At 73.4% G+C, this 25,703-nt stretch carries 25 protein-coding genes; 14 read left to right on the top strand and 11 right to left on the bottom strand.

Going from position 1 to position 25,703, the window contains the following annotated elements; all coding sequences use genetic code 11:
* Nucleotides 1–65: 65 nt before the first annotated feature.
* Entirely contained in the window at nt 66–1,601 is a 1,536-nt protein-coding gene (locus tag AC3EQ1_RS16810; protein ID WP_432095117.1) for an ATP-dependent DNA ligase, read from the bottom strand.
* 354 nt (nt 1,602–1,955) lie between these two features.
* Here AC3EQ1_RS16810 and AC3EQ1_RS16805 point away from each other — a divergent pair, with 354 nt between their 5' ends.
* The gene (locus AC3EQ1_RS16805) at nt 1,956–2,330 is read left to right on the top strand and encodes a hypothetical protein (protein ID WP_432095116.1); all 375 of its coding nucleotides are present in this window, start codon (nt 1,956–1,958) and stop codon (nt 2,328–2,330) included.
* A 38-nt stretch (nt 2,331–2,368) separates the two neighbouring features.
* Nucleotides 2,369–3,673, top strand: a complete 1,305-nt coding sequence (locus AC3EQ1_RS16800; RefSeq protein ID WP_432095115.1) for a VanZ family protein — start codon at nt 2,369–2,371, stop codon at nt 3,671–3,673.
* Nucleotides 3,674–3,731: 58 nt separating this feature from the next.
* On the opposite strand, the gene AC3EQ1_RS16795 is transcribed toward AC3EQ1_RS16800, so the two are convergent.
* The 6 genes from AC3EQ1_RS16795 to AC3EQ1_RS16770 form a co-directional block, all read right to left on the bottom strand.
* Complete coding sequence (locus AC3EQ1_RS16795; protein ID WP_432095114.1) at nt 3,732–4,847, bottom strand: winged helix DNA-binding domain-containing protein; 1,116 nt, start codon at nt 4,845–4,847, stop codon at nt 3,732–3,734.
* Between the two features lie 227 nt (nt 4,848–5,074).
* Entirely contained in the window at nt 5,075–6,481 is a 1,407-nt protein-coding gene (locus tag AC3EQ1_RS16790; protein WP_432095113.1) for an MATE family efflux transporter, read from the bottom strand.
* Between the two features lie 5 nt (nt 6,482–6,486).
* A complete protein-coding gene (locus AC3EQ1_RS16785; protein ID WP_432095112.1) occupies nt 6,487–7,530 on the bottom strand; it encodes a cysteine synthase family protein in 1,044 nt (347 codons plus the stop codon).
* Nucleotides 7,531–7,546: 16 nt separating this feature from the next.
* Complete coding sequence (locus AC3EQ1_RS16780; protein WP_432095111.1) at nt 7,547–8,917, bottom strand: type III PLP-dependent enzyme domain-containing protein; 1,371 nt, start codon at nt 8,915–8,917, stop codon at nt 7,547–7,549.
* Nucleotides 8,908–9,897, bottom strand: coding sequence for an ornithine cyclodeaminase family protein (locus tag AC3EQ1_RS16775; RefSeq protein ID WP_432095110.1), 990 nt, complete (start codon nt 9,895–9,897; stop codon nt 8,908–8,910). The genes AC3EQ1_RS16780 and AC3EQ1_RS16775 overlap by 10 nt, the downstream gene beginning before the upstream one ends.
* Before the next feature lie 23 nt (nt 9,898–9,920).
* Complete coding sequence (locus tag AC3EQ1_RS16770; protein WP_432095109.1) at nt 9,921–10,907, bottom strand: TauD/TfdA family dioxygenase; 987 nt, start codon at nt 10,905–10,907, stop codon at nt 9,921–9,923.
* 322 nt (nt 10,908–11,229) lie between these two features.
* Between AC3EQ1_RS16770 and AC3EQ1_RS16765 the strand changes: the two genes are divergently transcribed.
* The 5 genes from AC3EQ1_RS16765 to AC3EQ1_RS16745 all read left to right on the top strand — a co-directional run bounded on the left by AC3EQ1_RS16765 (nt 11,230) and on the right by AC3EQ1_RS16745 (nt 18,453).
* Entirely contained in the window at nt 11,230–12,759 is a 1,530-nt protein-coding gene (locus tag AC3EQ1_RS16765) for an ABC transporter substrate-binding protein (protein WP_432095163.1), read from the top strand.
* Nucleotides 12,744–13,757 carry an ABC transporter permease gene (locus tag AC3EQ1_RS16760; protein WP_432095108.1) on the top strand — a complete coding sequence of 338 codons (1,014 nt, stop codon included), beginning with the start codon at nt 12,744–12,746 and terminating at the stop codon, nt 13,755–13,757. Before AC3EQ1_RS16765 ends, AC3EQ1_RS16760 begins: the two co-directional genes overlap by 16 nt.
* A 239-nt stretch (nt 13,758–13,996) precedes the next feature.
* On the top strand, nt 13,997–14,941 hold the full coding sequence (locus tag AC3EQ1_RS16755) for an ABC transporter permease (RefSeq protein WP_432095107.1): 945 nt from the start codon (nt 13,997–13,999) through the stop codon (nt 14,939–14,941).
* On the top strand, nt 14,938–16,857 hold the full coding sequence (locus tag AC3EQ1_RS16750; RefSeq protein ID WP_432095106.1) for an ABC transporter ATP-binding protein: 1,920 nt from the start codon (nt 14,938–14,940) through the stop codon (nt 16,855–16,857). Before AC3EQ1_RS16755 ends, AC3EQ1_RS16750 begins: the two co-directional genes overlap by 4 nt.
* Nucleotides 16,858–17,199: 342 nt before the next feature.
* The gene (locus tag AC3EQ1_RS16745) at nt 17,200–18,453 is read left to right on the top strand and encodes a DUF2786 domain-containing protein (RefSeq protein WP_432095105.1); all 1,254 of its coding nucleotides are present in this window, start codon (nt 17,200–17,202) and stop codon (nt 18,451–18,453) included.
* Between the two features lie 263 nt (nt 18,454–18,716).
* Here the strand turns inward: AC3EQ1_RS16745 and AC3EQ1_RS16740 are convergent, their stop codons facing one another.
* The 3 genes from AC3EQ1_RS16740 to rpmB form a co-directional block, all read right to left on the bottom strand.
* Complete coding sequence (locus AC3EQ1_RS16740) at nt 18,717–19,118, bottom strand: (2Fe-2S) ferredoxin domain-containing protein (RefSeq protein WP_432095104.1); 402 nt, start codon at nt 19,116–19,118, stop codon at nt 18,717–18,719.
* Nucleotides 19,119–19,344: 226 nt separating this feature from the next.
* A complete protein-coding gene (gene rpsN / locus AC3EQ1_RS16735; protein ID WP_432095103.1) occupies nt 19,345–19,650 on the bottom strand; it encodes a 30S ribosomal protein S14 in 306 nt (101 codons plus the stop codon).
* Nucleotides 19,651–19,887: a 50S ribosomal protein L28 gene (gene rpmB, locus AC3EQ1_RS16730; RefSeq protein ID WP_432095102.1), complete on the bottom strand. Its 237-nt coding sequence runs from the start codon at nt 19,885–19,887 to the stop codon at nt 19,651–19,653. It abuts the gene before it with no gap.
* Nucleotides 19,888–19,938: 51 nt separating this feature from the next.
* Between rpmB and rpmG the strand changes: the two genes are divergently transcribed.
* From rpmG to AC3EQ1_RS16705, 5 genes are all read left to right on the top strand, one after another.
* A complete protein-coding gene (rpmG, locus tag AC3EQ1_RS16725) occupies nt 19,939–20,103 on the top strand; it encodes a 50S ribosomal protein L33 (RefSeq protein ID WP_432095101.1) in 165 nt (54 codons plus the stop codon).
* A gap of 11 nt (nt 20,104–20,114) precedes the next feature.
* Complete coding sequence (locus AC3EQ1_RS16720) at nt 20,115–20,369, top strand: type B 50S ribosomal protein L31 (RefSeq protein WP_432095100.1); 255 nt, start codon at nt 20,115–20,117, stop codon at nt 20,367–20,369.
* On the top strand, nt 20,369–21,550 hold the full coding sequence (locus AC3EQ1_RS16715) for a GTP-binding protein (protein ID WP_432095099.1): 1,182 nt from the start codon (nt 20,369–20,371) through the stop codon (nt 21,548–21,550). The genes AC3EQ1_RS16720 and AC3EQ1_RS16715 overlap by 1 nt, the downstream gene beginning before the upstream one ends.
* Before the next feature lie 108 nt (nt 21,551–21,658).
* Entirely contained in the window at nt 21,659–21,913 is a 255-nt protein-coding gene (rpsR, locus tag AC3EQ1_RS16710; RefSeq protein WP_432095098.1) for a 30S ribosomal protein S18, read from the top strand.
* Nucleotides 21,914–22,034: 121 nt separating this feature from the next.
* The gene (locus AC3EQ1_RS16705) at nt 22,035–22,274 is read left to right on the top strand and encodes a DUF397 domain-containing protein (RefSeq protein WP_351508823.1); all 240 of its coding nucleotides are present in this window, start codon (nt 22,035–22,037) and stop codon (nt 22,272–22,274) included.
* A 30-nt stretch (nt 22,275–22,304) separates the two neighbouring features.
* On the opposite strand, the gene AC3EQ1_RS16700 is transcribed toward AC3EQ1_RS16705, so the two are convergent.
* On the bottom strand, nt 22,305–22,829 hold the full coding sequence (locus tag AC3EQ1_RS16700) for an ATP-binding protein (protein WP_432095097.1): 525 nt from the start codon (nt 22,827–22,829) through the stop codon (nt 22,305–22,307).
* Nucleotides 22,830–23,199: 370 nt separating this feature from the next.
* Here AC3EQ1_RS16700 and AC3EQ1_RS16695 point away from each other — a divergent pair, with 370 nt between their 5' ends.
* Both AC3EQ1_RS16695 and AC3EQ1_RS16690 read left to right on the top strand, forming a co-directional pair.
* Nucleotides 23,200–24,036 (top strand): helix-turn-helix domain-containing protein, encoded by an 837-nt coding sequence (locus AC3EQ1_RS16695; protein WP_432095096.1) that lies wholly within the window; start codon nt 23,200–23,202, stop codon nt 24,034–24,036.
* 83 nt (nt 24,037–24,119) lie between these two features.
* The gene (locus tag AC3EQ1_RS16690; protein WP_432095095.1) at nt 24,120–25,577 is read left to right on the top strand and encodes an aldehyde dehydrogenase family protein; all 1,458 of its coding nucleotides are present in this window, start codon (nt 24,120–24,122) and stop codon (nt 25,575–25,577) included.
* The last annotated feature ends 126 nt before the right edge of the window (nt 25,578–25,703 follow it).

Below are 25,703 nucleotides of genomic sequence, written 5' to 3'. Positions count from 1 at the left end.
GTCGACCGCGCCCGCCGGTCGGTTCCCGTCGGACGCGTCCCCCGTCGGTGGGTTCCGCCCCGCCCTCACACCCGGTGGGCGAGCACCGTCTCCACCGTGTCGGCCTCCGCGGCCGTCTTGTCCTCGCGGTAGCGCAGCACCCGCGCGAAGCGCAGGGTCACGCCCTCCGGGTAGCGGGTGGACCGCTGGACCCCGTCGAAGGCGATCTCCACGACGAGCTCCGGCCGGACGGTCACGCCCCAGCCGTGATCGCTCACCGCCAGCTCCCGGAGCCGGCCGGTCTGCCAGTCGAGCAGGGCGTCCGTCAGCCCCTTGAAGGTCTTCCCGAGCATGGCGAACGTGCCGTCCGGCCGCCGCGCGCCGAGATGCAGATTGGACAGCTTGCCGGTGCGGCGGCCGTGGCCCCACTCGGCGGCGAGCACCACCAGGTCGAGGGTGTGGACCGGCTTGACCTTCAGCCAGGAGGCCCCGCGCCGGCCCGCGCTGTACGCGGAGTCCAGGGCCTTGACGACGACCCCTTCGTGGCCCCGGGCCAGGGTCTCGGCCGTGAACTCCTCCGCCCGGGTGCGGGTGACCGCGTCCGTCGGGTCCTCCGCCACCAGGCGGCGCACCCGCAGCGGTTCGGGCACCACCCGGGCGAGCTCGGCGTGCCGCTCGGCCGCGGAGCGTGCCAGCAGGTCGCGCCCGTCCACGGAGAGCAGGTCGAAGAAGACCGGCGACAGCGGCAGCGAGGACTGCGCGCCGGGGACGTCCAGCCGGGAGCCGACGCGTCCCGCGGTCTCCTGGAAGGGGCGCGGCCGCCGCTCCGTGTCCAGCGCGATGACCTCGCCGTCGAGCACCGCCCGGTCCGCCGCCAGCCGCCGTGCCGCGGCGACGACTTCGGGCAGCCGGCCGGTGATCTCGTCCAGGGTGCGGGTCCAGACGCGGACGCTGTCGCCGTCCCGGTGCACCTGGATCCGGATGCCGTCGAGCTTCTCCTCGACGGCGGACGGACCGAGCCGGTCCAGCGCCTCGCCGACGTCCTTGGCGGTGCGGGCCAGCATCGGCTGGACGGGACGGCCCACTTCGAGCCGGAAGGCGTCGAGCGCCTCCGGCCCGCGGTCGAGCAGGGCTTCGGCGACGGCGCCGAGCGATCCGCCGAGCATCACCGCGCGCCGTACGGCGTCCGGCGCCGCCCCGGAGGCGGACGCCAGGGCTTCGACGGCGACCGCGTCGAGGGCGCCCTGCCGCAGCTCGCCGCTGATCAGCCCGGTGAGGAAGTGCTGTTCCTCCTCGGTGGCGGCGGCCAGCAGTTCGCGCACCAGCCGGCGCCGCTCCGCCTGGGCGCCCTGGCCGGACACGGCGGCGATGCGGCCGAACGCCCGGTCGACGGCGGCCACCGGGAGGCCGGCCGTCGCCGCGGGCGGCACCGGTTCGCGGAGCGTGCTCCAGCCGACGCCGATCCTGCGCTGCAGGAGCCGGCCCGCGAGATACGTGATCACGACCGGCACCTCGGCGGGCTCCGCCCGGCGGAACAGTCCGGCCAGCAGAGCGACCTTCTCCGTCCGGGAGGCGGTGGCCGCGACCTCGCGCGAGGTCCGGGCGACATCGGCCAGCAGCATGCGCTCATCCTCCCCCGGGCGGGCCGGCGCCGCAGCCGCATCGCGGCGGGGCATGGCGGGGGTGTGGTCCGTGCGGGGGAAACAGCGCCGTCGGTGAACGGCCCCGCAGGCCTCCCGATGCCTTTGTGTGGCTGATTATCTGTCGGTGATGGAAACGCTATAGCCGCTCATAAAGCCACATACCAGGATGGCTAATGCTTGCATTAAAGCGTTAGTGCGCTCTAGGGTCGCCATATGGGCCATCGCAGTCATGTGTTTGCCCACAAGAGCCACGGCACCTCCATGCGACCCATGGAGGCGAAAGACAATGGGGGATTCACCGTGAAGCTTGTTTCGCGGAAGACGATGCGGAGCGTGGCAGTCGGGGGAGCGCTGCTGGTCGCGCTCGGTTCCACCGCGGCCTACGCCGGCGGATCCACGAAGACGGACCTGGACAACGGAGTGCTGTACTTCGAGGCTCACAACGGGCGGGACATGGGCCAGTCGGCCAAGAAGGTCTACGTCGGGGAGAAGTTCAAGAAGACCGGCGGGAGCACCGTCACGGCGCGGCTGGAGGCCCACTTCGAGGGGGGCAACTACAAGGACGTCGACCGGACCGTCAAGAAGGGGAAGTCCATTCACTGGTCGACGAGCGTCCCGGTGAGTGCGGCCTCGGACTGCACTGCTGTGGGTGTCATGTTCGCGGACGGCGTGCACTTCGAGACGCCTTACATCAAGCGGCTCTGCTGAATCGCTTTCGCTTTCCCTCTTCCTGAAGGATTTTCCTGGTGCCCGAAGCATCCACCGGAGTGTCGGCGGGACTGATCCCGGCATTGCTCGTCACTGCGGTGCTCCTGGGCGTTCCGGCGGTCGTGGTGGCGAAGGCCAAGGGGAAACCCGTCGATCTCTCGCTGCTGTTCGCGGTGGCCCTGGCCGGTGTGCTCACCGTGACGCTCGTGCCGGAGAGCGGAGGGGCGGGGCGGGCCGGTGTCTGCGATGCCGGCCTGCCCCTGAGGGAGCAGCTGGACGCCGAATCGACGCGTCTCGCCATCCTGCTGTATGCGCCGATGAGCTGTTTCGCGGTGCTCCTCTTCCGGCGGCCGCTGCTGACCTTCGCCGGAACCGCCCTGCTGACGGGCTGCGTCGAACTGACCCAGGCGTGGACGGATCTGGGGAGTGCGTGCCGCTTCGACGACATCACGGCGAACGCGCTGGGAGGCCTTCTCGGCGTTCTCCTGGGGACCGGGCTGCTGTGCGCCCGTGAGCGCCGCTCGATCCTCTCCCGCCGCGATGCACTGCGGGGGGCGGGTGCCGGTGCGGTGGGCGGCCTCGTCCTCGCGGCGTCCTTCGTTCTCACCGTCGAGCCGGTTCACCCCGGCTCCCTGGCGTACGCCGCGCACGGGAACGTGAAGGACGTGCGGGCTCAGGACGCATGGCTGCGACACGTGGTGAGCGATCTGTACGGCGAGCGGACGCCGATCGCCCGGTCCGCCGGGAAAGAGCTGTCGAACGGGCACTGGCGTCTCGAGGCGGAAACGGTGCGGGGAAGCGTGATCACCCTCTGGCCGGACCGGAAGCTCGAAGAGTACGCCCCGAAGATCAGCGCACGCGCCACGGGTTCGCTGTCCGCGGCCGAGGTGCGTGCGGTCGGTGACCGGTTCGCCGGCAAGTGGTTCCCCGGCGAGCTGGCCGGTGCCGAGGTCACCGACCGGCCCCTTCGCAGGAACGGACCGCATGTGCTGACCTACCGCCGTTACGTGAACGGGGTGATGATGCCGATGCGGCTGGACATGACCGTCTCGCCGGACGGCCGCGTCATGGGTATGGCCGGACACATCGCCGAGGACCCCGAGCTGCCGAAGGCCGTCGTCACCGAAGCCATGGCGAGGACGCGCGCCGAACGCGTCGCGGGAGGCACCGCGGTTCCGGTCCGGCTGCTCGCGCAACAAGTCCTCCACACCTGGCGGCCGGTGTGGATGGTGTCCATCATGCGGGGCCCGGAACAGAAGCTGGAGTCATCGGTCTTCCTCGACGCCGTCACGGGGGACGAAGTGACACCGGACCCCGTCGACGACAGCGGCCCCCGGAACTGACCGTACGGAATGCCGCCGGCCGCGGAACACGCCGCACCGGCCGAGACCGGCCGGCACCTCAGACCCTCCGCACCCGCAGCTCCCTGACCTCCCCCGTGCAGCGTGCCAGATGGGCCGCCTCCGCCTCCAGGCCGTCCGTCGGGACCGCACCGCTCTCCGCGAAGAGCTGCACGTCCAGCGTGTGGTCCACGGCGTCCCACACCCCGGCCACCCGCCCCCGGTGGACGACCACGGGGGCGATCCAGCCCCCCGTCCGGCTCACGGCCTTGCGGCGGGAGGCGGGGACGACGCGGGGGTCGGCGGTACCCGGTCCCAGCACGTACTGGTCGAAGCCGGACAGCAGCCGGACCGCCTTCGACGGCTCGGTGCGGGCCAGGGCGTCCGCGTCCTCGGTGCGGATCCACGCCGGTTCGCCGTCGACCTCGACGGAGGTCAGCAGGTCACCGGCCGCGGCGAACAGGCTCCGCAGCACCGCCTTCCTCGACAGGCCGCGGATCAGCCAGGCGTCGAACGCCTCGGCCGTCGCCGGGCCGTGGGCCCGCAGATAGGCCGGGATCGCGGTGCGGGCCGCCTCCTCGGGCTCGGGAACGCCGGTCCAGCCCGGCACGTACGACCGGGGCGTGACGAAGGTGGTCCGGTTCCCCCGGTTCGGGCCGTGGCACAGCCGCCCGGTCCAGGCCAGGGGCTTGAGGACGGTTCCCCAGCCGGAGGTGAGCTGTTCGCGCAGCTCCCTGAAGCCGGGCCGGGCGACGACCGCCTCGGTCAGCTCCTGCCGGGTGAGGGCGTCGTCCCCCAGGATCTCCTCGACGGCGTCGCCCAGGGCCGTCATCTGCGTCGGCGTCACCCCGAAGCTCCGCTGCCAGGAGGGCTTCTCCCAGGTGCGGGCGGCCGCCAGCAGCGACTGGAAGGCGGCCATCTGCCCGGGCAGCAGCAGATGGAGCGTGCCGCGCATGGACCAGGTGCGGACGACCGCGCGGTCCGCGAGCGCCCGCTCCACCGCGCCGGGCCGGGGCGCGCGCCGCCGGGTGCCGATCGCCAGCTCGGCCGCCGAGGCCACCTGGGCCTGCACCCCGGCCAGCCGCCCCACGAGCTGCTCCACCGTCGACGTCGTACGGGGCTCCAGACTCTGCTGCCGCAGCCGCCAGGCGAGCACCTGTTCCTGGGTGACCTTCACCGTGCACGCTCCCCACTCGTCCTCGACGGCGCGGACCGGGAGGCCACGGCCCGCGGTCCGCCGTCGCCCACCGCCGGCCGAGATCACCGTCGGCCGAGACCACCGTCGTCCGCGACCGCCGCCACCGAGACCACTCCCGGCCGTGCTCGGTTCCCCCGCCGCTCCTGCCGCCGGCCGGAACCGGCGGACCGCTCCCGGTCCGCCTCTCGGCCCGCCTCCACCGCCTCTCAGTCTGCCTCGCGGACGGTCTCACGGGCGTCCGGGACCGGGGCGGGTTCCGGCAGCGCCCGGGAGAAGCGGCGCAGCAGCAGGACCGCGGTGGCGGTGAGGCCGGTGAACAGGCCGAACCAGGTGCCGAGCGTGTCCAGCCCGGCGAGGGTGCCGAGCAGCCAGCCCGCGGGAAGACCGATCAGCCAGTAGCCGACGAGGGTGATCCGGAAGCCGCTCTTCGTGTCGTCGAGGCCGCGCAGGAGTCCGACGCCGATGTTCTGGGCGCAGTCCGCGAACTGCATCACGGCGGCGACGAACAGCAGCCCGGTGGCGATCTCCAGGGCCTTGCCGCCGCCGTCGAGGAAGGGGCGCAGGACGAGCTCGGGCACGGCGACGTAGACCGCCGCGACCACGGCCATCACCCCGGCGCCGCAGATCAGCGCCGTGCGGGCGATCCGGCGCGCGGAGTCGGTGCGTCCCTGGGCCAGCTCCCGGCTCACCCCGAGGGAGGCGGCGTGGGAGAGGCCCACGGAGACCTGGAAGACGATGTAGACGAGCTGGTTGACGGCGGTGTGGGCGGCCAGCGCGGCGCTGCCGAAGGTGCCGACCAGCAGCGCGACCACGGAGAAGAAGCCCGCCTCGGAGCCGTAGGTGGCGGCGATGGGGGTGCCCAGGCCCAGCAGCCGGCGGAGCGTGGCGGGCCGGGCGGTCCACACCCGCAGGGTGAGCATCGGGGCCAGCTCCGGGTCGCGGCGCGCGGAGGCGTACAGCGCCGTGAAGGAGAGCAGGTAGACGGTGGAGGTGGCGACGCCGATGCCCGGGAGGCCGAGCTCCGGGAACATCCACAGGCCGTGGATGAGCGCCCAGTTGAGGGCGGCGTTGACGGCGACCGAGCCGAGGGTGATGCGCAGCAGGGCCTGCGGGCGGCGCATGCCGACGGTGAACTGCCGGATCGCCTGGAACCACAGGCAGGGGACGAGTCCGGGCGCCAGCGCCAGCAGCACCGGCCGCATCCGGTCGATGACGACCGGGTCCTGGCCGAGCAGCGCCACCGCCTCGCCGATGAGCACCATCAGCACGGCGCCCGCGACCCCGGCCAGGGTGGCCAGGGCCATGGCGGCCCGGACCAGCTCCCGGACCTCCGCCCGGGAGGCGTCGGGGTCGGCCTCCCGGCGGGCGGAGGCCGCCGCGACCTGGTTGCCGACGGCGGTGACCAGGCCGACGCCCATGGTGCGCAGCTGGTTGAAGATGACGACGGCGAGTCCGCCGGCCGCCAGCGCCTCCACCCCGAGCAGGCCCATCATCACGGTGTCGGTGGTGGTCAGGGCGACCTGGGCGAGCTGGGTGAGGGCGAGCGGCACGGCCAGGACGGCGAGTTCGCGGCTGTCGCGGCGCAGGGCGGCGAGGGGAGTGGAGGTCGGCATGGCGTTCAGTTCCCGCGGAGTTTGGTGAGCATTTCGTCGACCTCGCGTTCGACGGCGGGATCGATCAGGCTGCGCTGGTTCATCCAGGCGTCGTCGAAGACGCTGTCCAGGTACTTCTCCCCGCCGTCGTTGATCAGGGCGACCATAGTGCTGCCGGGCGGCAGCGAGGGCAGCCGGGTGAGCGCCTCGTGGACGACGCCGCCCGCGGAGCCGCCGATCAGCAGCCCGGTCCGGGCGGCGACCACCCGGGCGGTGGCGAACGCCTCGACGTCCCCGACCTTCACGCCCTCGTCGATGAGGTCGAAGTCGACCAGCGCGCCGATCGTGGCGCCCTCGGGGGTGCCGGTGCCCGACTGGTAGTAGTCGTGCGCGGGCCCGCCGAAGGCGATGGACCCCTTGGGCTCCACGCCGACCGTGCTCACCCCGGGGACCCGATTCCGCAGCTCGCGCGCGGTGCCGCAGAGCCCGCCGCCGGTGCCGACCGCGCCGACCAGGACGTCGATCCGGCCGTCCAGCGCCTCGTCGAGCTCGTGGGCGACGGGGTGATAACCGACGGCGTTGGCCGGGTTGTTGTGCTGTTCGGTGAAGACGGCGTTGCCGCTCTCCGCCGCCATGCGCTCCGCCAGCTCCTCGCGGGCGGCGGTGGCCAGCTCCTCGGTGCCGTCGTCCACGACGTACACCAGCTCCGTGCCGAGGGCCTTCATGCCGCGCAGCTTGTCCGCGCAGGCGTGGTGGTCGACGATGGCGGTGAAGCCGTAGCCGCGCTCGGCGGCGATCACGGCCAGTCCGAGGCCGGTGTTGCCGGAGGTCGACTCGATGATCCGGCCGCCCGGCCGGAGTTCGCCGCGCTCCTCGGCGTCGAGCACCATCTGCCGGGCCATCCGGATCTTGGCGGTGCCGGTCGGGTTGTACATCTCCAGCTTCAGCAGCAGCCGGCTGCCGGTCTCGGTGCGGCAGAGCTCGAACAGCGGGGTGTACCCGATGAGGTCGGAGACGCGGCTGACGACGGCGGGCCGGGCGAGCGCACGGCGTTCGGGGGTGGCTGACATGGGGGACTCCCGGGGGTCAGGAGGACGGGTGCCGGTCGAGACGCCAGCGCGGGCGGTCCCCGCCGCGGTCGATCACGACCTTCGGCGGCAGGGGCAGGTCGTGGAAGGGGGATTCGTTGGAGTCCATCTGGTAGCCGGCGGTGTTGGGATAGACGAGAAGGTCGCCGATCGCGGGCCGCGCGGGGAAGCCCACTTTGCGCCAGGTGAGCATGTCGGACTCCAGACAGCTCGCGCCGCCCACACAGGCCGGGAACGGGCCCTGGTCACTGGCGCGTTCACTTCTGCCGGCACCGGGCACGAGCACCGGATCGGGCAGGAACTCGCTGTTGAACCACTGCTCGCTCAGGCTGAGGCTGGTGCCGTCCACGGTGACGATGCCGTACTCCCGCTCCTTGACGCCCTGGACGCGGAAGACCGTGCAGCCGGCCCCGTCCAGCAGCGCCCGGCCCGGCTCCAGCAGCAGCGTCACGCCCGCCGCGCGCAGCAGCGCGGCGAGCGGCTCCGACGCCCCGGCGGGCCGGGCGGCCAGCACCGCCCGCAGCGCGTCGGCCCCGGCGGTGGGCGAGTGGTACGGGTAGAAGTCGGGGAAGGCCTTGCCGGCGTGGAAGTGCTCGGGGCGCTGCTCACGGGTGAAGCGGTCCCAGGCGTCGGCGGGCACATAGTCGACGGCGAAGCCGCCGCCGATGCTGATGCGGTCCGCGGGGAGCCCGAGTTCCCGCGCCCGCCGGCAGTGGCCGATCAGCTCCCCGGCGAGGTCGGCGCGCGGCTGCACGGCGTACCCGGACAGATGGAAGCTGAAGCCCTCCATCCGTACCGCGCCGGCCGCGTCCCGGCAGCGGAGCAGGGCGGCGGCCAGCTCGCGGTCGTCGAGGCCGAACCGGCTGTGCTGCTGCGCCGGGGGACGGCGGCGCAGCAGCAGCCGGGCCGGGCACAGCGCGGCCCCGAGCCCGATGACGCGCTCCAGCTCGTCGGGTGCGTCGACGGCGATCAGAGCGCCCTGGAGCACGGCGGTGCGCAGCAGTTCGTCCGCCTTGGCGGGGCCGGTGACGACGATGTTCTCCCCGCGCACGCCGTGCCCGAGGGCCTCCCGCAGCTCACCGGCGCTGGCCACGTCCACCCCGGTACCGGAGACCGCGCAGCGCTCGATCCAGGCGGCGGCCTTGTTGGCCTTCTTCGCGTAGTGGAGGTGCCCGTCGGTCCCGGCCTCGTCGAGCACGGCCCGGAACGCTGCGGTGTTGGCGTCGAATCGGTCCGGCAGCAGGACGTGGAACGGCCCGCCGAAGGCGTACGACAGCTCGTGCAGCAGGTCGCCGCCGAGCAGAGCCGTCAGCCGCGGGTCGTCGTGCGCGGGGAGGGAGAGCCCCGCGGCGGCGGTGGTCACTGCCACAGGGCCACCTCCGTGCCCAGGCCCTGGGCGATGGCCAGTTCGGCGAAGCGGTGGCCGAGGGCGATGTCGGTGACGACGAGTCCGCTGTTGTAGGCGAAGATCCGCTCGGCCGGGTCGGTGCGGCCCCGGGCGCGTCCGGCGATCATGGCGGGCAGTTCGGCGTGGACGTCGGGGAAGGCGCCGTCCGCGTCCGCCATGTCGGTGCCGGTGACCTTCATCTGCGCGGCGCTGGTGGCCACGACCCGGTCGGCCCGGTGCAGGGTGGACGGCTGGATGCCGTGTCCGACCAGGACGGTCAGCGCCCCGGGCTTCAGCCAGTCGGCCTCGATGGCGGCGGGGGTGGCGGGGCCGGCGGTGGCGAGGACGATGTCGGCCTCGGCCGCCGCGCCCCGCAGATCGGTGACGATCTCCAGCTCCCGGCCGGGGGCGTGGGTTTCGAGCTGCTCGCGGACCGCGCGGATGCCGTCGGGGTGGGTGCCGGAGAGCAGCAGCCGGTCGAGGCCGGGGAGCGTGGTCAGCAGGAACGGCAGCGCGAGCCGTCCCTGCGTGCCGGTGCCCACGACCAGCGCGGTCCGGGCGTCCGGCGGGGCGCACTCGCGGGCCAGCAGCGCGGACACCGCGGGGGTGCGCAGCGAGCCGATCCGGCCGCAGTCCATCATCGCGACGGGCAGCCCGGTGGTGTCGTCGTAGAGGGTGAGGGACGTGTAGTAGTGCTGCCGGTCGCGGTCGAGCTTCAGCCCGTGCTTGTAGGAGGTCTTGATGGCGACGACCTCGCGGGCGCCGTCGCGGCCGAGCATGGCGTACGACACCGAGCGGCCGTCGTCGGGTTTGACGGTGAGTTTGGGCGGGGTGACCGACGAGCCGTCGGCGAGGGCCCGGTAGGCCTCCTCGACCACGGAGACGACGTCGGTCAGATCTGTCTCCAGGCCGGCGATGTCACTGGTGCTGAGGATGCGCAGGGTCCGGTCGGACTGCGGCACGGTGAACTCCTGACGGGAGGCGGTCAGACGGGGGCGACGACGGCGGCCTGGCCGTAGCCGTGTTCGCGCTCTTCGGCGCCCGGGCGGGTACGGCGGCCGGGCACGCGGACCGAGGCCCGCTTGAGCCAGCGGTCGGTGCCGTCGTAGCGGGCGCGGAACGGCACCCGCCCGTGCACCACCACGTCGTTGTCCACGACGAGGATCTCGCCGGGCGACAGGCTCACCGGCACCGAGACCCGGGCCAGTTCCTCCTCCAGCCGGGCGTAGGCGGCGCGGTGCTCCGCCGGGGCGCGGTCGACGGGCGTGTAGGCGGGGTCGAAGCGCAGCGTCAGGCCGTCCTCGGAGCGGTGGAGGGTGGGCACGTCCGGCGGCTCCTCGGTGCAGGCCCGCGCCTCGGTGTAGGAGTCGTCGGGGAGGATCGGCAGCACCGGACGGGCGAGCAGATCGACGTCCTCGTCGGGGAGTTCGGTGCGGCGCACGCTCGCCGCGGTGGTGGCGATGCTGTCGTGGTTGCGCATGCAGCCGAGCATCAGCAGGTGGGCGCGGCCGGGGTGGAAGGCGTCCTCGGTGTGCGGGCTGAGCAGCACGGTGCTGCTGGCCCCGGTCTGCTCCGCCTCGTGTCCGGGCGAGGGGACGATGTTGTGGACGAACCGGCCGTCCTGCTGCCCTTCCCAGGCCATCGGGCGGCCCATCACGGTGGCGAGCAGCAGCAGGGTGACGTCCCACACCGCTCCGGCGTCGCCGGCGGTGGACCAGTGGGCGGGTGTGGGGCCGACCGTGTCGTCCTGCACGGTCAGGCCGCGCAGGACGTAGACCCCGTCGGGGGTGTCGCAGGGGCGGCAGAGCCGGCGGACGCGCTCACTGAGACCGGCGGCGCGTTCCGGCAGGTGTTCGAGGAGTCGGGGTGAGGTCGCGGAGCCGGACTCCGCGAGCAGTGCTTCCGCGGTACGGGTGAGTTCCGCGGCGGAGTCGGCATCCAGCTGACGTACGGGTGCGGCTCCCGTGTCCATGGCGAATCCGTCCGTTCGTTGAGGAGTTTGGGCGGCTGCGGACATGGCAAAGCCCACCTGCGGGGGTGCAGGCGGCGTGGTGGAGGGGAAACCTCGGCGGTCGACGGCTCGCCAGAACGTACCAATGTGATAACCAGTTAGGCAAGGCTTGCCTAAATTTCAGCGGGGCGCAGCCGATCAGTTTCGCATCAACGACCTTGCCGTACAAGGAAATTGGATGATCTCTTGCATGCTTGCCTGAAATTAGGATAGGCAACCCTCAGTGCACTGATGTACAGCGCGACCAGTGAGCGAGGACAGCGTGGATCTGACGAGACGACAGATGCTTCTGGCCGGCGGCGGCATCGGTGCGGTGGCACTGCTGAGCGCCTGCGAGGGCAGCGGCCCGGCCCCCGGCGCGGCCGGCAAGGGCTCCGGCACCCCCAAGTCCGGCGGCACCCTCCGGGTCGGCGCACTCGGCCGGGCCAACGCCATCACCCGTGATCCGCACGGCTCTCAGGCCAACGAGAGCGACTACCTCATCATCAGCCTGATCTACGACACCCTCACCGTGCCCGGCGCGACGGCCAACACCGTCGACCGGCTCGCGAAGAGCTGGAAGGCCGACAAGGACCTTCGGACCTGGCGGTTCACCCTCGCCGAGGCCGCCACGTTCCACGACGGCACCCCGGTCACCGCCGAGGACGTCGTCTGGTCGCTGCGCCGGCTGCGCGGCACCCCCTCCGGAGCCTCCCGGCTCCCCGGCATCAAGGCCGAGAACATCAGGGCCGAGGGCAAGCACACCGTCGTCCTGGTCTCCGACTACGCCAACGCCGAACTGCCGCAGCTCACCCGGCTCACCACCTTCGTCCTCAAGAAGGGGACGAAGGACAAGGAGCTGGCCGGGGCGCCCGGCACCGGACCGTTCAAGCTCGACTGGTTCCGCGGCGGCAACGCCCGGCTGGTCCGCAACGACGACTGGTACGGCGGCCGGGTCCACCTCGACGCGATCGAGGTGAAGATCTTCGAGAGCCCGCAGGCGATGGCGAGCGCGCTGCTCGCCGGCCAGATCGACCTGGCCTCCAACGCCGGGGCCGTCGCCGCCCGCACCGCCGAGTCCCGCAAGGACATCACCGTCGTGCGCCGTCCCGACGACATGGCGATGCCCATCGTCATGCGCACCGCCGACGGCCCGTTCGCCGACCCGAAGGTGCGGGAGGCGCTGCGGCTCGCCGTCGACCGCAAGGCCATGGTGAAGCAGGTTCTCAGCGGCTACGGCAGGGTCGCCAACGACGTCATGGGCACCGGAGACCCGGCCTACGCCAAGGACCTCCCGCAGCGCACCCGCGACCTCGCGAAGGCCAGGAAGCTGCTGAAGCAGGCGGACTTCGACCTCGGGAAGACCTACGTCCTGCACACCACCGAGGACGTGCCCGGCCTCGCCGAGACCGCGACGCTCTTCGCCTCCCAGGTGCGCGAGGCCGGAGTGAAGGTCGAGGTCGTGAAGCAGGAGTCGGCCGCGTTCTGGGACAAGACCTGGCTCAAGGGCGACCTCTACACGACCTACTGGGGCACCAACGACTCGGTGGTCTTCTTCGCCAGCAAGACGATGTACTCCGAGGCCGGCACCAACGAAGCGGGCTGGGACGACAAGGAGTTCGACGCCGCCTACAAGAAGGCCGTGCGCACCGCCGACGCACGCGACCGGGCGAAGGTCCTGCACGAGCTCCAGGAGATCCAGCACGAGCGGTCCGGCTATCTGCTGTGGGGCGTGGCCGACGGCATCGACCTCGCCGCACCCGCCGTACGCGACCTGCCGAAGCTGCCCGGCTACGGCCGGGTCCAGCTCGAGCGGACATGGCTGGACCGCTGAGCGCCGGCGCACCGGCCGGCGGCACGGCCCTGCCGTCCCGCCCGGCCGGCCGGATCCTCGCCGGCGCCGCCCTGCGGTTCGGCGGACTGCTGGCGCGGCGGGCGCTGCTGCTCGCCGCGCTGCTTGCCGCGGTCTTCGCCGCCGTGGAGCTGCTGCCCGGCGACGCGGCCGACGCGACCTCCGAACGCGGGGAGACCGCCGCCGACACCACCCGGCGCCGTGCGCTCCTCGGCCTGGACCGGCCGGTCGCCGAGCGCTTCCTCGACTGGATGACCGCGCTGCCCACCGGCGACCTCGGCACGTCCGCGCGCGGTGAGCGGGTCGCCGACCTGCTCGCCGGGCCGTTCCCCAACACCCTGCTGCTGGGCGGCCTGGCGCTGCTGCTCACCGTCGCCGTGTCGGTGGGGCTCGGCTGCTGGGCCGCGCTGCGGCCGGGCGGCGCGGTGGACCGCACGGTCTCCGCCACCGCCACCGGCATCCTCGCGCTGCCGGAGTTCGTGGTCGCGGTCGCCCTGGTCCTGGTCTTCGCCCTGTGGACGGGGCTGCTGCCGGCCGTGACCACCGCGGACGCCGACGGGGCGCCCGCCACCGCCTCGATGCTGGTGCTGCCGGTCCTCGCGCTCGCCGTGCCGCAGATCGGCTGGAACACCCGGATCGTCCGCGCCGCCCTCGCCGACGAGGCGAAGGCCCCGCACGTGGAGACCGCCGTCCTCGACGGACTGGCCCCGCGCCGGGTCCTCGTCCACCACCTGCTGCCGGGCGCCCTGCCCGCCATCGCCACCGGCTTCGCCACCTCGACGGGCATGCTGCTCGGCGGCGCCGTGGTGGTGGAGACGGTCTTCAACTACCCGGGGATCGGCGCCGTCCTGGCCGGCGCCGTCGGCGACCGGGACACCCCGGTCATCGCCGGTGTGGTGATGGTGACCGGCGCGGTGATCACCTGTGTACTGCTGCTCGCCGATCTGGTGCGGGCCCGAGCGGCCGGAGGACGCATATGACCGGGGAGCCCCGGGACGGGGGACGGGCGGCGGCCGTGGGGCCGGTGGATCCGGTGGGTCCGGTGGGTCCGGTGGATCCGGTGGGTCCGGTGGGTCCGGTGGATCCGGGCGGGCCGGGGCCGGAGGGGGCGGCTGCGGACGGGTTGGTTGCGGACAGGTCGGCCGCGGACGGGTCGGCCGCGGACGGGTCGGTTGTGGACGAACCGGCTGCGCAAGGGCCGGGTGCGGACGGGGCGGCCATGGGCGGGGGTGACGCGGAAGGGCCGTTCAAGGACGGGCCGTTCAAGAAGGAGCCGCTCAAGGACGAGCCGCTCAAGGGCGGGCCGCTCAAGGGCGGGCCGTTGGACGGGCCGGTGCCGCGCCCCGGCCGACGGGCCGTCCGCCGCACCGTGCTGCGCACCGTCCCCGCCGTCCTGCTCACGGCCGTCGCCGTCGCGGGCCCCTGGCTCGCACCGCACGCCACCGACCGTCCGGTCACCGCCCCGTACGCGCCGCCCGGCACCGACGGGGCACTGCTCGGCGGCGACCAGCTCGGCCGGGACATCCTCAGCCGGCTGCTCGCCGGCGGCCGGGAACTGATCGGCACCTCCCTCGTCGTCGCCCTCCTGGTGACCGGGCTCGCGGCGCTGCTCGGCACGGCCGGCGCGCTGCGCCCCGCCCTCGGCCGCGCCGTCGAGCGCACCGCCGACGTGCTGATGCTGCTGCCGGCCGTCCTCGGCATCCTGCTCATCACCCTGTCCTGGCCGGACGGCGGACGCAGCGCGGTGATCACCGCGGCGGTGGCCCTCGGCGTCCCGTACGCGGTGCGGCTGGTGGCCGGTGCGGCCGCGCCCGTCGCCGCCACCGGCTACGTCGAGGCGGCGGTGGCCGGCGGCGAACGGCTGTGGCACCTGGTGATCCGCGATGTGCTGCCCAACCTCCGCGCCACCCTGCTGGTGCTCTTCGGGCTCCGCTTCGTCGCCGCCGTCTACCTGGTCGCCACCGCCGGATTCCTCCAGGTCGGCCCGCAGCCGCCGGCCGCCGACTGGGCCCTGATGATCCGGGAGAACGCCCCCGGGATCCTGCTCAACCCCTGGGCCGTCGTGGCCCCCAGCATCGCCATCGGACTCCTCGCGATGAGCGTCAACCTCGCCGCCGACGCCCTGGCGCCGCGGACCGGACGGAAGGCGGTGACGGTCCTGTGACCCGTGGCGAGGCCGTGCACCTGAGCGCGGAACCGGTGACGACGGACGGCGCTCCGGACGTCGCCGTCGACGTCAGCGGGCTGACCGTCACCGCCGACAGCGGCGGCGTCCTGCTCACCGACGGCACCCTCCAGGCCCCGCCCGGCCGGGTGGTGGCGCTCACCGGCCCCTCGGGCTGCGGGAAGACCACCCTGCTGCGCGCCGTCGCCGGATCCCTGCCCGCGGGGACGGCCCGGACGGCGGGCACCGTGCGCGTGCTCGGCCGGGACGTCCTGGACTGCTCTCCGGCCCGGCTCCGCGACCTGCGCCGGCACCACATCGCCTACCTGGGACAGGACACGGCCTCGGGGCTCAACCCCCGGATGCGGGTGGGCGCGCTGCTCGCCGAGACCGCCCGGGACACCACCCGCCCCGCGCTGCTCGCCCTGCTCGACGAGGTACGGCTGCCTGCCGTGCCGCAACTCCTCCGGCGCCGCCCGCGCGAGCTGTCCGGCGGCCAGCAGCGCCGGGTCGCGCTGGCCCGGGCGATCGCCCGCCGCCCGCGGGTCCTCCTGCTCGACGAGCCGACCGCGGGCCTGGACGCCGCCCTCCGCGACGAGATCGCCGTGACCCTGCGCCGGCTGGCCGCCGACCACCGCCTCGCGGTGGTGCTCTCCTGTCACGACCCGGAGCTGGTCGGGCAGTTGGCGGACGAGGTGGTGGAACTGGCGCCGGCGCCCGCGCGGACCGCGGCCCCTACAGCCGCGCGGACCGCGGCCCCTGCACCCGCCCGGGCCGCGGCTCCTGCACCGGCCCGGGCCATGGCGCCTGCACCCGCCCGGACCGTGGCCCCTGCACCGGCCCAGGCCGCGGCGCCGCGCACCGCGACGGCCTCCGCCGGGGGGTCGGGCGTCGCGTCGTCCGCCACGGTTTCGTCCTCCGCCACGCTCTCGTCCTCCGCGGCCCCGTCCCCCGAAGCGTCTTCCTCTGCGGCCTCGTCCGCCGAGTCCATGCCTGTCACGCCGTCCAAGTCGTCCACGCGGTCCACGGAAGTCGCCCCGGCCGCCGACCGGACGGACCCCGTGACCGCTGACCGCACCGACCCGGAAGGCACCGCCACCACCGGTCCGGGAGCCACGGCCGGCCCGGGAGGCGCCGTCGGCCCGGCGGCCGGGCCCGGGGCGCCCGCAGGCCCGGAACCCGACCACCGGGGCCTGTCCGCCCGCGGCCTGACGGCGCATCTGGGCTCCCGCCGGACCCCGGTGCTGCACGGTGTGGACCTGGCGGTGCCGCCCGGTGCTTCCGTGGGCGTGGTCGGTGCCTCCGGCGCGGGCAAGACGACCCTGCTGCGCACGCTCGTCGGACTCCAGCGGGCGTCCGGCGGCTCCGTCCTGCTGGACGGCGCCGAGCTGCCCGCGGGCGTCCGCGCCCGCAGCCGGGAGCAGCGCCGCCGCATCCAGCTCGTGCCCCAGGACCCGATGGGCGCGCTCAATCCGGCGGTCACGGTGTCGTCCGCCCTGGCCCGTCCGCTGCGGCTGCACCGGCGCTGCGAGCGCCGGGCCGTCCCCGGCCGGGTCGCCGAGCTGCTGGAACGGGTCGGCCTCGGACCCGAGCACGCCGGCCGGCTGCCGCACGAGCTCTCCGGCGGGCAGCGTCAGCGGGTGTCGATCGCCCGCGCGCTGGCCGCGGAGCCGGACGTCCTGGTCTGCGACGAGGTGACCTCGGCGCTCGACCGGGAGACCGCGGACGCGGTGATGGACCTCCTGGTCGGGCTGCGTGCCCAGGGCCTGGCCCTGGTGCTGGTCAGCCACGACCTGCGCCTGGTCGCGGAGCGGACCGGCACGGTGCTCGTGCTGCACGACGGCCGCGTGATCGAGAGCGGCCCGACGGCCCGCGTGCTGGAGGACTCCGGGACGCGGACGGCGGCGGGCGGCTGACACGGTCGCGGCCGATGGGCCGGCGACCTGGGCTGACGGGGTGGCGGCTTCCCCGACCGACGGGGTGGTGACCTGCCGGCCCGACGGGGTGGTGGCCGGTGGGCGGCGGGGCGACGGCCGTCCGCACCGGCCCGGGAGAGGCTGGGCGACCGGCCCCTCGCCGGAGATCAGCGGCCCCTTGCCGGGGATCAGCGGCCCCTTGCCGGGGATCAGCGGCCCCTTGCCGGGGATCAGCGGCCCCTTGCCGGGGATCAGCCGTCCCTCGCCAGGGATCAGCAGCCCCTCGCCAGGGATCAGCAGCCCCTCGCCAGGGATGACGGGCGAGCCTTTAGCCTGTGCCGGGTGGGCAGAGAGCGGCAGGACACGCAGGGACCGGACCGGATCGTCGAGGACGTCCTCGGGCGGGTGCTCTACGCGTCCGCACCCGACGCCGGCGACGCCGTGGAGGCCGGCGCCTCGCTGCTCGCCGCGGACGCCGGGCAGTGGCCGGCGGTCGGCCGGCTGCTGCTGCGCCGCGCGGAGCAGCTCGTGCGGCAGGCCTGGGAGCGGGGCTGGCAGCCGGCGGACCTGGTGCGCATGGCCCGGCGCACCGCCCCCGACGACGCCCGGCCGACGCGGCTCGCCGTCGACCTGATCGCGGCCGAAGCGCGGCGCTACGGCACCGGTGCGCTGGACCCCCGCTGGGCGGCGCAGCTGCGGGAACTCGGCGCCGAGGCGTGGTGGACCGCCGACGACCGCTTCCTGCCGGAGCTCGGCGGCCGGGAGGCCATGGACCGGTTTCCGCTGGCCGAGGCACTGCTGGACGTGATGCGGCTGGTCTTCGGGCTGCCGGCGATCGAACCGGTCGGCCCCGTGCCCGGCACCTCCGGCCGCCGCACGGCCCCGCCCGCCGCACCGGCCGGCACCTCCGGCGAGCCGAAGATGCTGGGCCGGATCCGGGCGCTGCTGGCCAAGGCGGAGGCCACCGACTACCCGGAGGAGGCGGAGGCGCTCACCGGCAAGGCCCAGCAGCTGATGGCCCGGCACAGCATCGACGAGGCGCTGCTCGCGGCGGGTGCCGGGGCCGGCCCCGAGGGTGCCCCCGAGGCCGTCCGGATCGGTGTCGACCGGCCCTACGAGTCGACCGGGGCGATGCTGCTGGACGCCGTCGCGGAGGCCAACCGCTGCCGTGCGGTATGGAACGAGGACCTGGGATTCTCGACGGTGGTCGGCTTCGCGACCGACCTGGAGTCCGTCGAGCTGCTGTACACCTCGCTGCTCGTGCAGGCCACGACGGCCATGACCCGGGCGGAGGCGGGCCAGCGCACCGCCGGACGCAAGCGGACCAAGACCTTCCGGCAGTCCTTCCTGCTCGGCTACGCGAACCGGATACACCAGCGGCTCAGCGCGGCGACCGAGCGCACCGTGACCGAGTCCGCCACCGAACTCGGCGAGCGGCTGCTCCCGGTGCTCGCCGCCCGAGACGTGGCAGTCGCGGGGGCGGCCGAGCAGATGTTCCCGGTCACCACCCGCCACTCCGTCCGGGGAGCCCGGGACGCCGAGGGCTGGCACGAGGGCACCGCGGCGGCGGACCGGGCCTCCCTCGGCGGGCGCTGACGGGGCGTCATTCCCCGGACCCGGGGGCAGTGCGCCGTGGCGGCGGGCCGCATGCCGACGGTGGCAACGGCCGCCGCCCCCACGGGTTCCTTCACCTCGGGCCCGCGTCGGCTCACGTCCTCGCCTGAGCCCAGGCCGTCCTCAACCCCCGTACCGCACTCAACCGCGTACCGTCCTCAACCCCCGTACCGCACTCAACCGCGTACCGTCCTCAACCCCCGTACTGCACTCAACCGCGTACCGCTCTCAACTCCGCCCCGCCCTCAGCCCCGTACCGGCTTCGGCGCCGGGACGAACTGCAGCGTGAGCGTGGCCGGCGGCTCCGCTTCCCCGGGGCCGCCCGCGGCGACCCAGGAGAGGATGTCGTCGGTGCAGTCGTCGTCCATGGCGAAGCCGATCCAGGTGGCCCGGCCGCCCTTGCGCCGCCCCTCGGCGGACGGCTGCACGACCACGATGTTCGCCTGTGCGCAGGGCCCCAGGCAGTCCGTGGTGCGCACCGACAGCCGGCCGCCGGACTCCGCGGCCGCCGCCTCCAGGCGCGCCAGTTGCCACCGGTGGTCGGCGGTGGGGTGCTTGCGCTCGTTGCCGCAGCAGCACCCACGGCAGACGACGACGGTGCAGGGGCGGGCGGCGTAGGCCCGAACGGGAACTCCGGAGCGCGTCACAGGGACCGATCGTACGGCCCGGCCCCCTCCGGCCGCCGGGGGCGTCCGCACACTCCAGCCATGATCGGCGAACTGCCGGGACGGCGCCGGCCCGCCCGAAACGGACGGGCCGCGGCGCACCGGCCCCGGTGCGCCGCGGCTCTCCGACCGGCTCTCCGACCGGCTCTCCGACCGGCTCTCCGACCGGCTCTCCGGCCGGCCCGATCCAGCTACCCGAGCCGTCCGGCTACCAGCTGGCCTTGCGTACTCCCGGCAGGAAACCGGCGTGCGCCTGTTCACGCATCCGCACCCGGGAGAGTCCGAAGGCCCGCAGGTGGCCGCGGGGCCGTCCGTCGACGGAGTCGCGGTTGCGGACCCGGGTGGCGCTGGCGTCGCGCGGCTGGCGGCGCAGCTCGCGCTGGGCGGCGAAGCGTTCCTGCTCCGGGGTCTCCGGGTTGCGGACGACCGCCTTCAGCAGCGCCCGCCGGGCGGCGTACCGGGCGACGACCGCCCGGCGCTTCTCGTTCTTCGCGATCTTGCTCTGCTTCGCCATTCAGATCCGCTCCCCACGGGCCCGGATGCGGGCCACGGCCTTCTCGATGCCGAGGGTGTCCACCGCCTTGATGCCCTTGGCGCTCAGGGTGAGCCGGACGTGCCGGCCCTCGCTGGGCAGCCAGTAGCGCTTGCGCTGGATGTTCGGGTCGAACCGCCGCCGGGTGCGGCGGTGGGAGTGGGAGACGTGGTTGCCGAAGCCCGGCCTGCGGCCGGTCAGCTGGCAGTGGGCGGACACAGCTCAGAACCTCCTAATGAAAATGGAAACCATTTCTGTATAGTAGACCCCATGGCCCGCAACGAACTACGCCCGGTGATCAAACTCCGGTCCACCGCCGGCACCGGGCACACCTATGTGACCCGCAAGAACCGCCGCAACAACCCCGACCGGCTGGAGCTGCGCAAGTACGACCCGGCCGCCGGCCGGCACGTCACCTACCGCGAAGAGCGCTGAGGAGGAGCGAGATGAAGCCCGGCATACACCCCCCGTACCACCCCGTCGTCTTCCGTGACAGCGCGGCGGACTTCGCCTTCCTCACCCGGTCGACGGCGACCAGTGACAAGACCGTCGAGTGGGAGGACGGCCACACCTACCCGGTGATCGACGTCGAGATCTCCTCGGCGAGCCACCCCTTCTACACGGGCAAGGTGCGCGTCCTGGACACCGCCGGCCGCGTCGAGCGGTTCGAGCGCCGCTACGGCAACCGCGGGGACCGCTGATGGCGGCCCCCGACGGGCGGCTGCCGGTGGTGCTGGTCGGCGGGCTCCACGCGGAGGCCCGCCGCGCCGCCGTCGACCGGCTGCTGCACGCGGTGCCCGGCAGCGTGGCGCTCCACCACGACCTCGCTACCGCCGGAGCCGGCACCGTCCGGCGCACGGTCCGGGACAGCGGCGGGGTGCTCGGCACCGGCGAGGCGCCGCTGGTCAACGACTGCGCCTGCTGCGCCCTGCGGGAGGACCTGGTCCCCGAGCTGGAGCGGCTCTCCGGCAGCGGACTGTGCCGGCTGGCCGTCGTCGAGCTGTGGGACTCCGTCGAGCCCAAGGCCATGGCCGAAGTGGTCGCCGCGCACAGCGGTGAGGCGCTGCGGCTCACCCAGGTGATCACCGTGGTCGATCCGGCGCTGCTCGTGCCGTATCTGAGCTGCGGCGACGACCTCGCCGAAGTGGGACTCGCGGCGGCGGCGAGCGACCGGCGCACCGTGGCCGACACCTGGGCCCGGCAGCTCGAATACCCGCCGGTGCTCGCCGTCGCACCCGCCGGCGCCGGTCCGGACGGAGCCGCGGAGGGGACGGATCCGGCGGACCTCGCGCTGCTGGCCCAGCTCCACCCCACCGCCCGTCAGGTACCGGTGGACTCCGCGGAACTGGCGGACGTCGCGTTCGCGGGCTTCGACGTGGAGGCGGCGGCCGCCCGCCAGCACCCGGCCTGTGCGCTGCTGCCCCAGGAGGCCGACGAGCACGGCGTCACCACCGCGGTGTGGCACCGCACCCGGCCCTTCCACCCGGAGCGGCTCTACGCCGCGCTGGAGGACCTGACCTGCGCGGCGGCCCGCAGCCGGGGCCGGTTCTGGCTCGCCGACCGGCCCGACACCCTGCTCGCCTGGGACGCCGCGGGCGGCGCGCTCTGTGTCGAGGACACCGGCCCCTGGCTGGCCTCGCTCCCCGACGCCGCCTGGGAGATGGTCCCGCCGGTGCGGCGGGCGGCCGCCGCGCTGGACTGGGACCCCGACCACGGGGACCGCGCCCAGCACCTCGTCTTCACCTCACCCGGACTCGACCGCGACGGACTGCTCGAACTCCTGGAGTCCTGCCTTCTCACCGACGCCGAATACGCGGCGGGGCAGGAGGCGTGGAAGCAGCTCCCGCCGGCTTTCGACGCGTTGCTCGACCCCGTTTCCTGACCCGCCGCGCCCTTTCCGGGGGAACGCCCTCCGCCGCGGAACACCGCCGTCCCGCGCGGAAGTCCGCACCCCGGAAGCGCCCCCACCTGAGGAAAGGCCCGTATCCGAATGTCCCGCCGCCCCGAATCCCGCCGTCCCGAGTCCCGCCGGCATGCGAAACCCCGTCCGAACCCCCTGGACGCGGCCGGCATCACGTACATCGACTACAAGGACACCGATCTGCTGCGGAAGTTCATCTCCGACCGGGGAAAGATCCGCAGCCGCCGGGTGACCCGTGTCACGGCGCAGCAGCAACGGCAGTTGGCCCGTGCCGTCAAGAACGCCCGCGAAATGGCACTGCTGCCGTACTCCACCGGGAAATAGCCGCCGGACGAACCCTGTGCAGCGTCTCCGACACCCCTAGTGCACGTGCATATGCTCATGCAGGGGCACATGAACCGGGTTATGATCCGGGGAAATTGCCTCTGCGTCCCGGGAGCGTCCTGTGCACCACCCGTACAACGGTATGGCGGCAAAGGACCTGCACGGAGTCGTCTGGCTGAAGAGCCGGCACAGCAACTCCCAGGGTGCCTGCGTGGAGATGGCCAAACTGCCGGACGGCGGGGTGGCGGTGCGCAATTCGCGATTCCCCGACGGGCCCGCGCTCATCTACACCCCCGCCGAGGTGGACGCGCTGCTGCGCGGGGTCAAGGACGGGGAGTTCGATCACCTCGCCGCGGAGTGACCCGCGTAGACCTCGCACGTGATACGGCGTTCAGACGGCTAGGGCGTTCCGCCGGGCCGTCGCCGGGAGATGGAACATCGCCCAGACCACCTTGCCGCGCAGGGTGCCCGCGAGCGGATGCCACCCCCAGCTGTCACTGAACGCCTCGACGAGATACAGCCCGCGCCCCGACTCCGCGGAACAGTCCGGATCGTCCGCGGAGGTCTCGCCGGCGACCGGGCTCGTCTCGCTCGGGTCCCGCACGGCGCAGACCAGGCGGGACGTCCAGTGCATCAGATGCAGCCGGACCGCGGGTTCGGGCGCGGCCGGACCGCTGCCGGGGAGGGCGTGCCGGAGGGCGTTGGTGACCAGTTCCGACACCACGAGCGCCACATCGTCGAAGCATTCGCCCAGCTCCCACCGGCCGAGCGCGGCCTCGGTGAACTGCCGGGCCCCTCTGACCGATTCGTAGGCGCCGGTCAGCGCGCAGGACACCGAACTCGACACGGACACGGGGTCGATGGGAGGGAGGCCCTGCCGTAACGGCGCGAACATGGTCGATCCTTGGGTCCCCATGCGAGGCACTCCTGGCCCTATAGGAATCGGTCAAGGCGGCGTGCTGGTGCTCCTGCACCATGGTTCCCAAAGCACACGGCAGATGCAAGGGCAAATGCACGTGCACGTAGGGAAGTTGGGGGGACAGGGCCGGTTTTTCCGTATTCCTCCCCACGGCTGGATCCAGAGCCTCTGCGGGCAACTTCCCGTCTGTGTAACCGGATGCATACGCAACGGAGCCCGGAGGTGGCAGACTGCGCCCGTTGACGGTCGCAGTGCATCACCAACGGAGACAGGCAGTCGGGACATGGGCACAGTGCAGCCGGATGGGGGGCACCCCCCAGCAGTGGCCGGCGGAGGAGCGGGCGGAGCAGGGGGATCGAGCGGCTCCATGGTGCGCCGCATCCTGCTCGGGTCCCAGCTCAGGAGGCTCCGGGAATCCCGCGGCGTCACGCGGGAGGCCGCCGGGTACTCGATCCGCGCTTCCGAATCGAAGATCAGCCGCATGGAGTTGGGCCGGGTGAGCTTCAAGGCACGGGACGTCGAGGACCTGCTCACCCTCTACGGGGTCGTCGACGGCGCGGAGCGCGAGGCGCTCCTCGGGCTGGCCCGCGAGGCCAACGTGGCGGGCTGGTGGCACAGTTACGGCGACGTCCTGCCGGGCTGGTTCCAGACCTACGTCGGCCTGGAGGGCGCGGCGTCGAGCATCCGCAGCTACGAGGTGCAGTTCGTGCACGGGCTGCTGCAGACCGAGGAGTACGTTCACGCGGTCGTGACCCGCGGCCAGCCGGAGGCCACCCGCAGCGAGGTCGAACGGCGCGTCGCACTGCGCCTGGAGCGGCAGAAGCTGCTGGTCTCCGAGCGCGGCCCGGAGTTCCACGTGGTGCTCGACGAGGCCGCCCTGCACCGCCCCTACGGCGGCAGCACGGTCATGCGCGGCCAGCTGCGGCACCTCGCCGAGATCTCCGAGCGGCCGAACGTGACGCTCCAGGTCATGCCGTTCGCCTTCGGCGGGCACGCGGCCGAGAGCGGGGCGTTCACCCTGCTCCGCTTCCCCGAGTCCGACCTCCCCGACGTCGTCTACCTGGAGCAGCTCACCAGCGCGCTCTACCTCGACAAGCGGGACGAAGTCGCCCAGTACGAACGGGCGATGGAGCGGCTGCACGAGGACGCCCTGAGTCCGGCGGAGAGCCGTGACGTGCTGGCGGCCATGGTCCATCGGGTGTGACTCGTCAGTACGATGACAAGCCATCAGGAGAGTGCGTACGCCCGGGGCGTCCGACCAGCGCCCCGCCTCCAGACAGGGATGGCATGTCCTACTTCACAGAGTTGGCCCACCAGTACATAGACGGCGAGTGGAAGTCCGGCAGCGGCTCCTGGGACATCATCGACTTCAATCCGTACGACGGGGAGAAACTGGCCTCCGTCACCGTGGCCACGGTGGACGAGGTCGACCAGGCCTACCGGGCGGCGGAGCGCGCACAGCGCGACTGGGCCGCCACCAACCCCTACACGCGCCGGCTCGTCTTCGAGCGCGCGCTGCGGATCATCCAGGACCGCGAGCAGGAGATCACCGAGGCGATCATCGCGGAGCTGGGCGGCACCCGGCTGAAGGCGGCCTTCGAGCTGCACCTCGCCCAGGAGTTCCTCCGGGAGGCGATCCAGCTGGCCCTGCGCCCCGAAGGCCGGATCCTCCCGTCCCCGGTCGACGGCAAGGAGAACCGGGTCTACCGGCTCCCGGTCGGCGTGGTCGGGGTCATCAGCCCGTTCAACTTCCCCTTCCTGCTGTCCATCAAGTCGGTGGCGCCCGCGCTGGCGCTCGGCAACGCGGTGGTCCTCAAGCCGCATCAGAACACCCCGGTCGTCGGCGGCGGGCTGGTGGCCAAGGTGTTCGAGGAGGCGGGCCTGCCGGCCGGCGTGCTGAACGTCGTCATCACCGACATAGCGGAGATCGGCGACGCGCTGATCGAACACCCCGTGCCGAAGGTCATCTCCTTCACCGGCTCGGACAAGGTGGGCCGGCACGTCGCGTCGGTCTGCGCCGCCAACTTCAAGCACGCCGTGCTGGAGCTGGGCGGGAACAGCGCGCTGATCGTGCTGGACGACGCCGACCTGGACTATGCGGTGGACGCCGCGGTGTTCAGCCGGTTCGTGCACCAGGGCCAGGTGTGCATGGCGGCCAACCGGGTGCTGGTGGACCGCCGCGTGGAGCGGGAGTTCACCGAGAAGTTCGTCGCCAAGGTGCGGACCCTGAAGGTCGGCGACCCCTCCGACCCGGCGACCCACATCGGCCCGCTGATCAACTCCTCGCAGGCCGAGGCTATAGCGACGCTGGTCGAGCAGACGGTGGAGGCCGGGGCCACCGCCCTGGTGCGCGGTACCACGGAGGGCAACCTGGTGGCGCCGTCCGTGCTCACCGGGCTGGCGGCCGACGCGCCCGTGCTCAGCCAGGAGATCTTCGGCCCGGTGGCCCTCGTGGTGCCGTTCGACGGGGAGGACGAGGCGGTACGGATCGCCAACGACACCCCGTACGGGCTCAGCGGGGCCGTGCACACCGGCGATGTGGAGCGGGGGGTGCGGCTCGCCCAGCGGATCGAGACCGGCATGATCCACATCAATGACAGCACGGTCCACGACGAGCCGATCGTGGCGTTCGGCGGCGAGAAGCGGTCCGGCCTCGGGCGGCTGAACGGCGAGTCGATGGTGGAGGCGTTCACCACCCAGAAGTGGATCTCCATCCAGCACGGCCGGAGCGGGTTCCCGTTCTGAGGCTTGTGGGGGCTTCCGGGGGTCCGGGCCTCCGGGGCTCCGTGGCCTCGGGGCCTCCCGGGCCTCCGGCCTCCGGGCCCCACCGGTCGGGAACCTTGCGGCGCGCTGCGGTGTACCTCATGTGAA

This window comes from Streptomyces sp. bgisy100 (genome assembly GCF_057709105.1).
Note: the sequence above shows the minus strand (reverse complement) of the source record. Positions and strands in the feature narration are given on the sequence as shown.

Excerpts from the sequence above, each read along its gene's own strand:
- AC3EQ1_RS16700 (WP_432095097.1), bottom strand. The coding sequence starts at position 22,829 with ATGGGGACCCAAGGATCGACCATGTTCGCGCCGTTACGGCAGGGCCTC.
- AC3EQ1_RS16810 (WP_432095117.1), bottom strand. The coding sequence starts at position 1,601 with ATGCTGCTGGCCGATGTCGCCCGGACCTCGCGCGAGGTCGCGGCCACC.
- AC3EQ1_RS16690 (WP_432095095.1), top strand. The coding sequence starts at position 24,120 with ATGTCCTACTTCACAGAGTTGGCCCACCAGTACATAGACGGCGAGTGG.
- AC3EQ1_RS16715 (WP_432095099.1), top strand. The coding sequence starts at position 20,369 with ATGGCGGCCCCCGACGGGCGGCTGCCGGTGGTGCTGGTCGGCGGGCTC.
- AC3EQ1_RS16765 (WP_432095163.1), top strand. The coding sequence starts at position 11,230 with ATGCTTCTGGCCGGCGGCGGCATCGGTGCGGTGGCACTGCTGAGCGCC.
- AC3EQ1_RS16760 (WP_432095108.1), top strand. The coding sequence starts at position 12,744 with ATGGCTGGACCGCTGAGCGCCGGCGCACCGGCCGGCGGCACGGCCCTG.
- AC3EQ1_RS16720 (WP_432095100.1), top strand. The coding sequence starts at position 20,115 with ATGAAGCCCGGCATACACCCCCCGTACCACCCCGTCGTCTTCCGTGAC.
- rpsR (WP_432095098.1), top strand. The coding sequence starts at position 21,659 with ATGTCCCGCCGCCCCGAATCCCGCCGTCCCGAGTCCCGCCGGCATGCG.
- AC3EQ1_RS16770 (WP_432095109.1), bottom strand. The coding sequence starts at position 10,907 with ATGGACACGGGAGCCGCACCCGTACGTCAGCTGGATGCCGACTCCGCC.
- AC3EQ1_RS16695 (WP_432095096.1), top strand. The coding sequence starts at position 23,200 with ATGGTGCGCCGCATCCTGCTCGGGTCCCAGCTCAGGAGGCTCCGGGAA.
- AC3EQ1_RS16755 (WP_432095107.1), top strand. The coding sequence starts at position 13,997 with ATGGGCGGGGGTGACGCGGAAGGGCCGTTCAAGGACGGGCCGTTCAAG.
- AC3EQ1_RS16790 (WP_432095113.1), bottom strand. The coding sequence starts at position 6,481 with ATGCCGACCTCCACTCCCCTCGCCGCCCTGCGCCGCGACAGCCGCGAA.
- rpsN (WP_432095103.1), bottom strand. The coding sequence starts at position 19,650 with ATGGCGAAGCAGAGCAAGATCGCGAAGAACGAGAAGCGCCGGGCGGTC.
- rpmG (WP_432095101.1), top strand. The coding sequence starts at position 19,939 with ATGGCCCGCAACGAACTACGCCCGGTGATCAAACTCCGGTCCACCGCC.
- AC3EQ1_RS16785 (WP_432095112.1), bottom strand. The coding sequence starts at position 7,530 with ATGTCAGCCACCCCCGAACGCCGTGCGCTCGCCCGGCCCGCCGTCGTC.